Origin of the sequence: Streptomyces sp. WZ-12 (genome assembly GCF_028898845.1) — a bacterium.
Lineage (GTDB): Bacteria > Actinomycetota > Actinomycetes > Streptomycetales > Streptomycetaceae > Streptomyces.
Genome location: NZ_CP118574.1, coordinates 6,988,955 through 7,002,706, shown reverse-complemented (window position 1 = coordinate 7,002,706; position 13,752 = coordinate 6,988,955). Strand labels below are relative to the sequence as shown.

General features: G+C 69.2%; 9 protein-coding genes. 5 read left to right on the top strand and 4 right to left on the bottom strand.

Annotated features, from left to right (window positions below; genetic code table 11):
- The first annotated feature begins 40 nt into the window (after nt 1-40).
- A complete protein-coding gene (locus PV796_RS30345; RefSeq protein ID WP_274916704.1) occupies nt 41-1,081 on the top strand; it encodes a RecB family exonuclease in 1,041 nt (346 codons plus the stop codon).
- A 35-nt stretch (nt 1,082-1,116) separates the two neighbouring features.
- Nucleotides 1,117-1,788 (top strand): response regulator, encoded by a 672-nt coding sequence (locus PV796_RS30340; RefSeq protein WP_274916703.1) that lies wholly within the window; start codon nt 1,117-1,119, stop codon nt 1,786-1,788.
- A gap of 308 nt (nt 1,789-2,096) precedes the next feature.
- Here PV796_RS30340 and PV796_RS30335 read toward each other — a convergent pair whose 3' ends face one another.
- The 4 genes from PV796_RS30335 to metH all read right to left on the bottom strand — a co-directional run bounded on the left by PV796_RS30335 (nt 2,097) and on the right by metH (nt 10,127).
- Nucleotides 2,097-3,692: an ABC transporter substrate-binding protein gene (locus PV796_RS30335; RefSeq protein ID WP_274916702.1), complete on the bottom strand. Its 1,596-nt coding sequence runs from the start codon at nt 3,690-3,692 to the stop codon at nt 2,097-2,099.
- A 78-nt stretch (nt 3,693-3,770) separates the two neighbouring features.
- Complete coding sequence (locus tag PV796_RS30330) at nt 3,771-5,378, bottom strand: ABC transporter substrate-binding protein (RefSeq protein WP_274916701.1); 1,608 nt, start codon at nt 5,376-5,378, stop codon at nt 3,771-3,773.
- Nucleotides 5,379-5,737: 359 nt separating this feature from the next.
- A complete protein-coding gene (locus PV796_RS30325) occupies nt 5,738-6,451 on the bottom strand; it encodes an HAD family hydrolase (protein WP_274916700.1) in 714 nt (237 codons plus the stop codon).
- Nucleotides 6,452-6,617: 166 nt separating this feature from the next.
- Nucleotides 6,618-10,127: a methionine synthase gene (gene metH, locus PV796_RS30320; protein WP_274916699.1), complete on the bottom strand. Its 3,510-nt coding sequence runs from the start codon at nt 10,125-10,127 to the stop codon at nt 6,618-6,620.
- Between the two features lie 237 nt (nt 10,128-10,364).
- On the opposite strand from metH, the gene PV796_RS30315 reads away from it, so the two are divergent.
- The 3 genes from PV796_RS30315 to glpK all read left to right on the top strand — a co-directional run bounded on the left by PV796_RS30315 (nt 10,365) and on the right by glpK (nt 13,748).
- Complete coding sequence (locus PV796_RS30315) at nt 10,365-11,129, top strand: IclR family transcriptional regulator (protein ID WP_274916698.1); 765 nt, start codon at nt 10,365-10,367, stop codon at nt 11,127-11,129.
- Between the two features lie 227 nt (nt 11,130-11,356).
- Nucleotides 11,357-12,145 (top strand): MIP/aquaporin family protein, encoded by a 789-nt coding sequence (locus tag PV796_RS30310; RefSeq protein WP_274916697.1) that lies wholly within the window; start codon nt 11,357-11,359, stop codon nt 12,143-12,145.
- A 46-nt stretch (nt 12,146-12,191) separates the two neighbouring features.
- Nucleotides 12,192-13,748, top strand: coding sequence for a glycerol kinase GlpK (gene glpK / locus PV796_RS30305; RefSeq protein ID WP_274916696.1), 1,557 nt, complete (start codon nt 12,192-12,194; stop codon nt 13,746-13,748).
- Nucleotides 13,749-13,752: the final 4 nt, after the last annotated feature.

Sequence of the window (13,752 nt, the reverse complement as noted above, 5' to 3'; positions counted from 1 at the left end):
CCGACGGCGATTGTCAGTGGTGGGCCGTAGGGTTCTGGGCATGGGATGGAGCACGGAGAAGACCGAGGCGGACGCACCGGGTGACGGGCCGGGGGCGGCCGCGGTGCCGGCGCAGGGTGCGGCGCCGGCGGGGGCCGCGGTGCCAGCGCGGGGTGGGGCGCGGCCGCCGGAGGCGCTGTCGCCGTCGCGGGCGAGCGACTTCATGCAGTGCCCGCTGCTCTACCGCTTCCGCGTGATCGACAAGCTGCCGGAGAAGCCGAGCCCGGCGGCCACCCGCGGCACGGTCGTGCACGCGGTGCTGGAGCGGCTCTTCGACGCCCCCGCGGCGGAGCGCACGGCGGACGGGGCCCGCGCGCTGGTGCCGGTCGAGTGGGAGAAGCTGCTGGCCAAGCGCCCGGAGCTGGCCGAGCTGTTCGACCAGGACGCGGACGGCGCGCAGTTGGGGCAGTGGCTGACCCAGGCCGCCGAGCTGGTGGATCGCTGGTTCACGCTGGAGGACCCGACGCGGCTGGAGCCGGCCGACCGCGAGCTGTTCGTGGAGACGGTGCTCGATTCCGGGCTGCGGCTGCGGGGGTTCATCGACCGGGTCGACGTGGCGCCGACGGGCGAGGTGCGCCTGGTCGACTACAAGACCGGGAAGGCGCCCAGGCCGCAGTACGCCGAGGGCGCGCTGTTCCAGATGAAGTTCTACGCGCTGGTGGTCTGGCGGCTGCGGGGCGTGGTGCCGCGCCGGCTCCAACTGGTCTATCTGGGCAGCGGCGACGTGCTGACGTACGACCCGGACGAGCGCGATCTGCGGGGCGTGGAGCGGAAGTTGCTGGCGCTGTGGGAGGCGATCCGGCAGGCGACGGAGTCCGGCGACTGGCGGCCGCGGCCGACGAAGCTGTGCGGCTGGTGCGATCACCAGGCGCACTGCCCGGAGTTCGGCGGCACTCCCCCGGTGTATCCGTTGCCGGTGCGGGTGGCGGCGGCCGGTTTGGACGGCGGCCCGGAGGCCGCTCCCCTGGAGGTGCCGTCGTCGCCGGTGCGCCCGGCGGACGGCGCGGGCGGCCCGCAGGGCAGAATGGAGCGGGTCGAATAGGTATCGAATGATCCCGCCCCGTCGAAGGAGAGCTTGTGGCCATCCGCGTCCTGCTGGTCGACGACCAGCCCCTGCTGCGTACGGGTTTCCGGATGATCCTGGAGGCCGAGCAGGATCTGGCGGTCGTCGGTGAGGCGGGCGACGGGCTCCAGGCGCTGGAGCAAGTGCGGGCGCTGCAGCCCGATGTGGTGCTGATGGACATCCGGATGCCGCGGATGGACGGCGTCGAGGCCACCCGGCAGATCACCGGCCCGGAGAAGGACGGCCCGGCGAAGGTGCTGGTGCTGACCACCTTCGACCTCGATGAGTACGTCGTCGAGGCGCTGCGCGCCGGGGCCAGCGGCTTCCTGCTCAAGGACGCCCCGGCGGGCGAACTGGTGCAGGCGATCCGGGTGGTGGCGGCGGGCGAGGCGATGCTCGCGCCGAGCATCACCCGCCGGCTGCTGGACAAGTACGCCGGGCATCTGCCGTCCGGCGAGGAGCCGGTGCCGGACACCCTCCACACGCTCACCGAGCGGGAGGTGGAGGTGCTGAAGCTGGTGGCCCGCGGGCTGTCCAACGCCGAGATCGCCGCGGACCTGTTCGTCAGCGAGACGACGGTCAAGACGCACGTCGGTCATGTGCTGACGAAGCTGGGGCTGCGGGACCGGGTGCAGGCGGCGGTCTATGCGTATGAGAGTGGATTGGTGCGGCCGGGGGCGCAGTAGCTGCGCTGGGCTCTTTTTCCCACCGTGGGCCTGCGGCGGGCTGCGCCCCACGTTGTTGGCTTTCCCACCGTGGGCCTGCGGCCGGCTGCGCCCCACGTTGTTGACTGTCCCGCCGTGGCGCCTGCGGCGGGCCGGTCCGCTGCGCGGGGCTGTTGGGTGCGGTGACGGGCCTCCGGGGGCGGTGTGCCAGACTGCTTCGCTTTACGTCTGACACACCGCCCCCTCCGGCCCGTCACCTCCCGTTGTGGGGTGGGGAAAACGGTCGGTGGGGGTTGTCGTGATCGGTCGTTGTGGGGCCGGTAACTGGCTTATGCGTCGGCGGACTTGCTGATTTCCCAGAAGCGGAAGACGGTCGAGGAGTCCAGGGTCCATTCCAGGCCGGAGACGCCCTGGCGGGCCACCGCGTACTGCTTGCCCTGCCAGATCGGGATGACCGGCAGGTCCTTGGCGACGATGTCCTGGAGCTCGCGGAAGGCGGGCTTGGTGGCGGCGCGGTTGGGCTGGTCGGCGGTCTGGGGCAGCAGGCGGCCGGTGATGGCCGGGGAGTCGTAGTGGTTGGCCAGCACGCTGTCCCTGCCGAAGAACGGCTGGGTGAAGTTGTCCGGGTCCGGGTAGTCGGGGATCCAGCCCTTGACGTAGACGCCGAACTTGCCGGCGGTCACGCCCCGGTCGTACGCGTCGGTGGGCACGCTGCGCACCTGGGCGTCGAACAGGCCGCTGGCGTTGAGCTGTTGGGCGATCTCCCGGACCGCGGGGACGGTGCCGGGGCCGAACCGGTCGGGGGTGGCCCACAGGGTCAGCGGCACCTTGCCCTGGATGCCGGCCTCGCGCAGGGCGGCGGCGGCCTGGTCGGGCTGCGGGCGGTCACCGTAGGTGTTGAAGAAGGCGGTGTTGTGGCCGGTGATGCCGGCCGGGACGACCGAGTAGAGCGGTTCGGCGGTGCGTTGGTAGACGTCCCGGACGAGGGTGGAGCGGTCCAACAGGTAGGCGACGGCCTTGCGGACGCCCAGCTTGCCGGCGGTGGGGTCGTCGAGGTTGAAGACCAGGTGCATGACCTCGGCGCTGCCGCCCTGGACGACCTGGGTGCCGTGCTGCTGGTGCAGTGAGGCGCGGTCGAGGGCGGCGATGTCCTTCATGGTCAGGCCGCGGTAGGCGACGTCGACGCCGCCGCTCTCGACGGCCTTCTTGAGCTGCGCGCCGCCGGCGAAGAACTTCAGGGTTATCCCGGAGTTCTTGGCCTTGGCGGGGCCCTTGTAGGCGGTGTTGACGGAGAACGTGGCCTGTTCGCGACCGTAGGAGTCGAGGGCGTAGACGCCGGAGCCGACGGCCTTGCCGTCGGCGCGCAGCCGGTCGGCGGGATAGGCGGCGTGGTCGACGATGGAGCCGGCGCCCGAGGCGATCTTCATGGGGAAGGTGGCGTCGGGCGCCTTGAGGCGGAACACCACGGTCCGGGCGTCCGGGGTCTCGACGGAGTCCAGGGCGGCGAACATCACGGCGGGGCCGTTCTTGTCCTTGATGCGCTGGATGCGGTCGAAGGAGAACTTGACGTCCTTGGAGGTGAGCTTGTCGCCGTTGCTGAAGGTCAGGCCGTCCTTGAGGGTGCAGCGGTAGACCTTGCTGTCACCGCCGGTGAAGCCGCAGCGCTCGGCGGCCTCCGGTTCGGGGGTGGTGCTGCCCTTGGGAAAGCTGAGCAGCGACTGGAAGACGTTGTTGAACAGCAGCCAGGAGCCGGGGTCGTACCCCGACGCCGGGTCGGTGGCGATGACCTTGTCGGTCATCCCCATGACGACGGGTTCGCCGTGGCCGGACGACTCCGAGGCGTCCGTACTGCACCCGGCGACCGTGAGCAGGACGGTCGTGAGCCCCGCTCCGATCGGGGCGGCGAGCCACTGGTCACGCTTCACTCGGTGGTTCCTCACGTTCTGGTGGTGCCGGTCGTGCCGCGGCGGGACTACCGCGGCGGTAACGGAACGGAACGCGCGTCAGCTGGCGACGCCGCGGCCCAGCTCCCAGATCTGCAGCGCCGAGGAGGAGTTGACGGCCCATTCGACGCCGGTGATGTTGTCACGGGCGGCGACGTACTGCTTGCCCTGCCACAGCGGGAGGAACGGGACGTCGTCGGCGAGGATGTCCTGGACCTGCTTGAAGCCGGCCGCGGCGGCGTTGCGGTCGGTCTGCTGGCGGGTGCCCGGGATGAGCTGGTTCTCGATCTTCTCGTTGTGGTAGGGGGAGTTGAGGAAGTTGCCCTTGCCGACGAACGGTGCGAGGTAGTTGTCGGCGTCCGGGAGGTCCGCGAACCACCCCATGCCGAACACGGCGTACTTGTGGTCCGACTCATCGGTGCGGAACTGCTGCCAGCGGTCGACGCCCTTGGTGTTGACGTCGAACAGCTTGGTGCTGTTGAGCTGCTGCTGGAGGGCGGCGAACTCCTTGGCGGTGCTGGACCCGTAGTGGTTCTTGGAGTAGGTCAGCGTGAACTTCACCGGGGTGTTGATGCCGGCCTGTTGGAGGGTCTGGCGGGCGGCGGCGACGTTGGGGTTGCCGTACTTGGTGAAGAAGGAGTTGATGTGCCCGGTGACACCGGTGGGCACCAGGGAGTACAGCGGGTCGGCGGTGTAGGAGTAGACGTCGCGCACCAGTTGGGAGCGGTTGACGACCTGGGCTATCGCCTGCCGGACGGCCTTGTTGGAGACGGCCGGGTCGTTGGTATTGAAGGCGAGGTAGCGGATCTCCTGGCCGGGCATCTCCTGGAGCATCAGGTGCTTGTCCCCGGAGTTCTGGAGGCCCTTGACCTGCTGGGGCGTCAGACCGCGGCTCAGCAGGTCGATCTCGCCCTTGCGGAGCGCCTGTTCCATGTCAGCGGAGTCGTCGAAGAACCGCATCTCGACCTTGTCGTTCTTCACCGTCAGCCCGCCCTTGTACTCGGGGTTCTTGGTGAAGTCGGCCTTGCTGAGGCGGTCGCCGCTGTGCTCGGTCTTCAGGGTGTACGGGCCCGAACCGGCCGTCTCCCAGCCCTTGTAGAGGGCGTTCTTGGGGTACACCTGGCTGTCGACGATGGCCGCGGCGGGGGTGGCCAGCTTCTGCGGGAAGGTGGCGTCCGGCTTGGTGAGGTGGAAGACCACCTCGCGGTCGCTGGGCGTCTCGACCCGGTCGACGTCGTTGAGCAGCGACACCGGACCGTTGGTGTAGTTGATGGTCCGCAGCCGGTCGATGGAGAACTTCACGTCCTGTGCCGTCAGGGCATGGCCGTTGGAGAACTTCAGGCCGCTGCGCAGGGTGCACCGGTACTGCTCGTTCTGGGTGTCCCGGAAGCCGCAGGACTCGGCGGCCTCGGGCACCGGAGCGGTACCGGAACGGGGCACCCGCATCAGCGTCTGGAAGGTGCTGCGCAACACGTTCCAGGCGTCGATGTCGTACGCCGCCGCGGGGTCGAGCGGCGCGGGCGCCGCCTTGGTGGCCTCGATCTGCGAGGCGACACCGACGACGATCGGCGAGCCGCCCGAGCCCGTGCCGTCACTGCTGCCACAAGCGGCGAGAGCCGGGGCGAGGAGTCCGGCCAGCGCCGGCAGCACCAAGGTCTTGCGATTCATCGTCGGCAGGTTCCTTATCAGCGCAGAGGTGTTGCTCGCGTCGAGATTAGTAGGCGTCGCCAGTCGGTCATCGACGCAAGGAAGTTACGGCGATATGGCGGAGCGATAACGGGAACAGGGTGATCGATATCCGGACCGCGGAACGTTTCGCACGTTGCTCCACCAATCCGGACACTTACCCCCGTAGAAACCACCGATGAGACCCCCTGGAACACCGACCGGCGCCGCTGTCGACGGCAGCACGCGTGAGAAACGTCACGCATCCTAGCGGTCCGGTGGCCAGCGAATTCCACCGGGTATTCGTCACGGAAAATGAGCGTATCGCTGCCGTGAGTTCCGAAGCATTCACCGCTGTACGCTCAGTGCACGCTTCCCCGGCTTTCCGTGAGGAGGGCCTGCAGAAAAGGGAGATCGACTTCTTCGAGGGTCCGCACCACGCTCCGGCCCGGAGCCGGCGGGACCGGCGTCACGGACGGCACCGCCACCACCAGACAGCCGGCGGCCTCTCCCGCGCGCACCCCGGTCAGGGTGTCCTCGACGACGGCGCACCGGGCCGGGTCCACGCCCAGCCGCGCGGCCGCGGTCAGATACGGGTCCGGGTGCGGCTTGGTGCGCGCCAGGTCGTCGCCGGCGACGGTGAGGGTGAAGTTCTCCGGGCCGAGGGAGTGCAGCATCTGCTCGATGACGCTCCGGTGGCAGGCGGAGACCAGCGCGGTGGGCATGCGGTGCGCGGCCAGTTCGGACAGCAGGCGGCGGGCACCGGGCATCAGCGGGACCCCGCGGCCGATCCGGGCCGCGAACGCCTCGTTGAGCAGGGTGCTCAGCTCCTCCAGGCCGATGTCGGCGCCGGTCGCCCGGAGCAGATAGCCGGCGCTGCGGGACATCGGTCCGCCGACGACGACCTCCCGATGGCAGTCGTCGAGGACGTGACCGAGTCCGGCGAAGACCTCCGCCTCGGCCTCCCACCAGAAGCCCTCGGTGTCGACGAGGGTGCCGTCGAGATCGAGGAAGACGGCCTGGAGGGTCGCGGCTTCGGCCGTGCGCGGGCCGACTGCGGGGATGCTGCTGGTCATCCATCCACCTCCGTTGGGACGTCCCCTCAAGGGGCGAAAGGGCCGGCCGCCTCCCCGGGCTGGGGGAACGACCGGCCGCTACCGGACCGACCAGTGTACGACCGTGGCGCCGGGAGCGCCCGGGGTGCGTGCGAGGCGCTCCCCAGGGCCCCGGTGCCCCACCGCGCTACCGCGCGTTGAAGTACTTGGCCTCCGGGTGGTGGAGGACGATGGCGTCGGTGGACTGCTCCGGGTGGAGCTGGAACTCCTCGGAGAGCTGGACCCCGATCCGCTCCGGCTGGAGCAGATCGGCGATCTTGGCCCGGTCTTCGAGGTTGGGGCACGCCCCGTAGCCGAGGGAGAACCGCGCCCCCCGGTACTTCAACGCGAACATGTCCTCGACGTCGGCCGGGTCCTCACCGCCGAAGCCGAGCTCACCGCGGACGCGGGCGTGCCAGTATTCGGCCAGGGCCTCGGCCAACTGCACGGACAGGCCGTGGAGTTCGAGGTAGTCGCGGTAGGAGTTGGCCGCGAACAGTTCGGCGGTGGCCTCGCCGATCTTCGAGCCGACGGTGACGACCTGGAGCCCGACGACGTCCGTCTCCCCGCTCTCCTCCGGGCGGAAGAAGTCCGCCAGGCACAGGCGCCGCCCGCGGCGCTGCCGGGGGAAGGTGAACCGCGTCCGCTCCGTCCCGTCCTCGCCGAGCAGGATCAGGTCATCGCCCTTGGAGTGGCAGGGGAAGTAGCCGTAGACCACGGCGGCTTCCAGGAGGTTTTCGGTCTGGAGCTTGTCCAGCCAGCCGCGCAGCCGCGGCCGCCCCTCGCTCTCCACCAGCTCCTCGTAGCTGGGCCCCTCGGCCGTGCGCGCCTGCTTCAGCCCCCACTGCCCCTTGAACAGCGCCCCCTCGTCCAACCAGGAGGCGTAGTCGGCCAGTTGGATGCCCTTGATGACGCGGGTGCCCCAGAACGGCGGGGTGGGCAGCGGGTTGTCGACGGCGACGTCCGAGCGGACGGTGCCCTCCTCCGGCTCGGGCTCGGTGACCTGCACCTCCCGCTTGGGCACCCGCCGCTGCTTCAGCTCGGGGAGCGTCGCGCCGGGAACGCCGCGCTTGACGGCGATCAGGGCGTCCATCAGGCGCAGGCCCTCGAAGGCGTCGCGGGCGTAGCGGACCTCGCCCTCGTAGATTTCGTGGAGGTCTTGTTCGACGTAGGCGCGGGTGAGGGCGGCGCCGCCGAGGATGACGGGGTAATCGGCCGCCATCTTGCGCTGGTTGAGCTCCTCCAGGTTCTCCTTCATGATCACCGTCGACTTCACCAGCAGCCCCGACATCCCGATCACGTCGGCGCGGTGTTCCTCGGCGGCCTCCAGGATGGCGGAGACGGGTTGCTTGATGCCGAGGTTGACGACGTTGTAGCCGTTGTTGGACAGGATGATGTCGACGAGGTTCTTGCCGATGTCGTGCACGTCGCCGCGGACGGTGGCCAGCACGATCGTGCCCTTGCCCTCGTCGTCGGACTTCTCCATGTGCGGCTCCAAATACGCCACCGCACTCTTCATCACCTCGGCCGACTGCAACACGAACGGCAACTGCATCTGCCCGGAGCCGAACAGCTCGCCCACGACCTTCATGCCCTCCAACAACGTCTCGTTGACGATGTCCAAGGCCGGGCGCTCCCCCAACGCCGTTTCCAGGTCGGCTTCCAGACCGTTCTTCTCGCCGTCGATGATCCGCCGCTGCAACCGCTCGTCCAACGGCAACGCCGCCAGCTCCGCGGCCTTGTCGGCCTTGAGTGACTTGGCGGTGGCGCCTTCGAAGAGCTCCATGAGCTTTTGCAGCGGGTCGTACCCCTCGCTGCGACGGTCATAGATCAGGTCCAGCGCGACGGTGACCTGCTCCTCGTCGAACCGCGCGATCGGCAGGATCTTCGACGCGTGGACGATGGCCGAATCGAGGCCCGCCTTCACGCACTCGTCCAGGAAAACGGAGTTGAGGACGATCCGCGCGGCCGGGTTCAGACCGAAGGAGATGTTCGACAGGCCGAGCGTCGTCTGCACGTCGGGGTGGCGGCGCTTGAGTTCCCGGATGGCGTCGATGGTGGCGATACCGTCCTTGCGGGATTCCTCCTGCCCCGTGCAGATCGTGAACGTCAGGCAGTCCACGAGGACGTCGGACTCGCGGACACCGTAGTTCTCCGAGAGGTCGGCGATCAGGCGCTCGGCGATCTCCACCTTCTTCTCCGCCGTCCGCGCCTGGCCCTCCTCGTCGATCGTCAACGCGATCAGCGCGGCACCGTGCTCCGCCGCCAACCGCGTGACCTTCACGAAGCGGGATTCGGGGCCGTCGCCGTCCTCGTAGTTGACGGAGTTGATGACCGCACGGCCACCCAGCTTCTCCAACCCGGCCTCAAGGACGTCGAGTTCGGTGGAGTCCAGCACGAGGGGGAGGGTGGAGGCGGTGGCGAACCGACCGGCCAGCTCCCGCATGTCGGCGACCCCGTCGCGGCCGACGTAGTCGACGCACAGGTCGAGCATGTGGGCGCCCTCGCGGATCTGGTCACGCGCCATTTCCACACAGTCGTCCCACCGCCCCTCCAACATCGCCTCGCGGAACTTCTTCGACCCGTTGGCGTTGGTCCGCTCGCCGATCGCCAGGTACGAGGTGTCCTGGCGGAACGGCACCGTCTGGTACAACGACGCGGCGCCGGGCTCCGGCCGCGCCTCACGGGCCGGCGGGGTGAGGTCGCGGACGCGTTCGACGACCTGCCGCAGGTGCTCGGGGGTGGTGCCGCAGCAGCCGCCGACCAGCGACAGGCCGTATTCGGTGACGAACGTCTGCTGGGCGTCGGCCAATTCGCCGGCGGTCAGGGGGTAGTGGGCGCCGTCCTTGCCCAGCACCGGCAGACCCGCGTTGGGCATGCACGACAGCGGAATCCGGGAGTGCCGGGCGAGGTAGCGCAGGTGCTCGCTCATCTCGGCCGGGCCCGTGGCGCAGTTCAGCCCGATCATGTCGATGCCCAGCGGCTCCAGCGCCGTCAACGCCGCGCCGATCTCCGACCCCAGCAGCATGGTGCCCGTCGTCTCGACGGTGACCGAGCAGATGAGGGGCAGGGCGGTGCCGGTGGCGTCCAGGGCGCGGCGGGCGCCCAGGACGGCGGCCTTGGTCTGGAGCAGGTCCTGGGTGGTCTCTACCAGCAGGGCATCCGCGCCGCCGGCGATCATGCCCTCGGCGTTCTGCTGGTAGGCGTCGCGCAGGGTCAGGTAGTCGACGTGACCGAGGGTGGGGAGTTTGGTGCCGGGGCCCATTGAGCCGAGCACGTAGCGCTGCTGGCCGGTGGAGGCGGTGAACTCGTCGGCGACCTCGCGGGCGATGGCGGCGCCGGCCTGGGAGAGGTCGAAGACCCGGTCGGGGATGTCGTACTCGGCCAGGGCCGCGTAGTTGGCCCCGAAGGTGTTGGTCTCCACGCAGTCCACGCCGACCGCGAAGTACTCCTCGTGCACCGACCGCACGATGTCGGGGCGGGTGACGTTGAGGATCTCGTTGCAGCCCTCCAACTGCTGGAAGTCCTCCATGGACGGATCCTGCGCCTGCAGCATCGTGCCCATCGCTCCGTCAGCCACCACCACCCGCGAGGCGAGCGCCTCACGGAATGCGGTGACGCGGGACGGGCTGGTGGACGATGGCGTGTTCGAAGCCATGGAGCTGCTCCCGTGGTTGCGACGGCTGTCGGCTTTGCACCCTCCTGGAGAGGGCGCACCTGGCCAGCGTAGCTAACGGGCCCGGGACAGGCGCTGCCCATTCCACGCCGTGGACACCGGTGCACGGCGCGGCCGGGTCCGTTATCCATGATCCTCAATGGCCCGGCCCCCTCCCTCTGGTCGGCATGGGCCGATATCGTTCAGCATTGTCGAACCAGATACTTCGGAGGTCGCCCGATGGCACGCACCATCCAGTCGCTGGAGCGAGCAGCCGCAATGTTGCGGTTGCTTGCGGGGGGAGAACGGCGGCTGGGCCTCTCCGACATCTCCTCCTCCCTGGGGTTGGCCAAGGGCACCGCCCACGGCATCCTGCGCACGCTCCAACAGGAGGGCTTCGTGGAACAGGACCAGACCTCGGGCCGCTACCAGCTCGGCGCCGAGCTGCTGCGCCTGGGCAACAGCTACCTGGACGTCCACGAGCTGCGGGCCCGCGCCCTGGTGTGGACCGACGACCTGGCGCGCTCCAGTGGGGAGAGCGTCTACCTCGGCGTGCTGCACCAGCAGGGCGTGCTGATCGTGCACCACGTCTTCCGCCCCGACGACAGCCGGCAGGTGCTGGAGGTCGGCGCGATGCAGCCGCTGCACAGCACCGCGCTGGGGAAGGTGCTGTCGGCGTACGACCCGGTGGCGCACAGCGAGGTCGTGGAGGGCGAGCGGACGGCGTTCACCCCGAAGACCACGACCGGGCTGCCCGACTTCGAGACCCTGCTGGATCTCACCCGGGCCCGCGGCTGGGCCGCGGACGTGGAGGAGACCTGGGAGGGCGTGGCCTCGATCGCGGCGCCGATCCATGACCGGCGGCGGATGCCGGTGGGCGCGGTGGGGGTCACGGGGGCCGTGGAACGGGTGTGCCGCGACGGTGAGCTGCGGCCGGAAATCGTCGCTGCTGTGAGGGATTGCGCACGAGCGGTCTCCCGAGACCTCGGAGCGGGGCGGTTCTGACCGGGTTCGCCCCAAATGTTCACCTAAGTTTTTCGCCATAGAACCCTTGACGAGGTCTGGGAGGTGAAGAAAACTGCCGTTCGTCGGTCGGCATTGTCGAACACCAAACGGCTATACGCGTTAGGGTGTGCAGAGCCGCGGGCCGACCAACGCCCTCTCGGAGGGTGCGGACCACCGGAGGGACCCGGGGTTCGCCTTCCCCTGGACGAAGGACAAAGGAGTCGCGGGTGTCCAGCTCCGAAATCTTCATCAGCGAGACCATCGGTACCGCTGTTCTGACCTTGATGGGCGGCGGGGTCTGCGCCGCCGTTACCTTCAAGCGCTCCAAGGCGTTCAACGCCGGATGGGTCGCCATCGCCTTCGGGTGGGGCTTCGCCGTCCTCACGGGCGCCTACATCGCCGCCAAGTCCGGCGCGCACCTGAACCCCGCCGTCACCATCGGCATCGCCCTCAAGGGCGGCATCGCCTGGAGCGAGGTGCCGGTGTACTTCGCCGGTGAGTTCCTCGGAGCCATGATCGGCGCGGTGCTGATGTGGCTTGTTTACTACGGGCAGTTCCGGGCGCACCTGACCGACCCGGAGGTGTTGGCCGGCCACAACGGCGAGGAGGGCATGGTCGATCCGGCCGCCGCTCCCAAGGCCGGCCCCGTGCTGGGCATCTTCTCCACCGGTCCGGAGATCCGGCACGCGGTGCAGAACGTTGTGACCGAGATCATCGCCACCACCGTGCTCGTGCTGGCGATCCTCACCCTCGGGCTCAGCGACAACGGCAAGGGCGTCGGCGTCATCGGCACGCTGTTGGTCGCCCTGGTGGTCACCGGAATCGGCCTCTCGTTGGGTGGACCTACCGGGTACGCCATCAACCCCGTCCGCGACCTCGGTCCGCGTATCGTGCACGCGCTGCTGCCGCTGCCGAACAAGGGTGGTTCCGACTGGGGCTACGCCTGGGTCCCGGTCGTCGGCCCGTTGATCGGCGGCGCCCTCGCCGGGGGCATCTATCAGTTGGCGTTCGCCTGAGCCGCCGGACCCCCCAGCCCCCCGCACCGAATTCTTGGAGCACACCATGAGCGACACCCCCAGCACTTCCTCGCACGGTCATGGCCCGTTCATCGCCGCCATCGACCAGGGCACCACGTCCAGCCGCTGCATCGTCTTCGACCGGGACGGCCGGATCGTCTCGGTCGACCAGAAGGAACACGAGCAGATCTTCCCCAAGCCGGGTTGGGTCGAACACGACGCGGTCGAGATCTGGTCGAACGTCCAGCGCGTCGTCGCCGGCGCCATCGACAAGGCCGCGCAGAGCAACCCCGGCTTCGCCGCGGACGACGTCAAGGCGATCGGCATCACCAACCAGCGTGAGACCACGCTGCTTTGGGACAAGAACACCGGCGAGCCGGTCTACAACGCCATCGTCTGGCAGGACACCCGCACCGACGGGCTCTGCCGCGAGCTGGGCCGCAACGTCGGCCAGGACCGCTTCCGCAGGGAGACCGGCCTGCCGCTGGCCTCGTACTTCGCCGGCCCGAAGATCCGCTGGCTGCTGGACAACGTCGAGGGCCTGCGCGAGCGCGCCGAGCGCGGCGACATCCTCTTCGGCACCATGGACTCCTGGGTCATCTGGAACCTCACCGGCGGCGTCAACGGCGGCAAGCACGTCACCGACGTCACCAACGCCTCGCGCACCCTGCTGATGAACCTCCACACCCTCCAGTGGGACGAGCGCATCCTGGACTCGCTGGGCATCCCGGCGGCCCTGCTGCCGGAGATCCGGTCCTCCGCCGAGATCTACGGCACCACCACCGCCGGTGCGCTCGCGGGCGTCCCGGTCGCCTCCGCCCTCGGTGACCAGCAGGCGGCACTTTTCGGCCAGACCTGCTTCGCCGAAGGCGAGGCCAAGTCCACCTACGGCACCGGCACCTTCATGCTGATGAACACCGGCCACCAGCCGGTGAACTCCTACAACGGGCTGCTGACCACGGTCGGTTACCGGATCGGCGACGAGCAGCCGGTCTACGCCCTGGAAGGCTCCATCGCCGTCACCGGCTCGCTCGTCCAGTGGATGCGCGACCAGATGGGGCTGATCAACAGCGCGGCCGAGATCGAGACGCTGGCGAGCACCGTCGAGGACAACGGCGGCGCGTACTTCGTGCCGGCCTTCTCCGGTCTGTTCGCCCCGTATTGGCGCTCCGACGCGCGCGGTGTCATCGCGGGGTTGACCCGCTACGTCACCAAGGCGCACATCGCCCGCGCCGTTCTTGAGGCCACCGCCTGGCAGACCCGCGAGATCACCGACGCCATGACCAAGGACTCCGGCGTCGACCTGACCGCACTCAAGGTCGACGGCGGCATGACCTCCAACAACCTGCTGATGCAGACGATCTCGGACTTCCTGGACGCACCCGTGGTGCGCCCGATGGTCGCCGAGACCACCTGCCTCGGCGCTGCCTACGCGGCCGGACTGGCCGTCGGCTTCTGGTCCAGCACCGACGAGCTGCGCGCCAACTGGCGCCGGGCCGCCGAATGGACCCCCCGCATGGACGCGGCCACCCGTGACCGCGAGTACAAGAACTGGCTCAAGGCCGTGGAGCGGACCATGGGCTGGCTCGACGACGAGAGCTGACTGA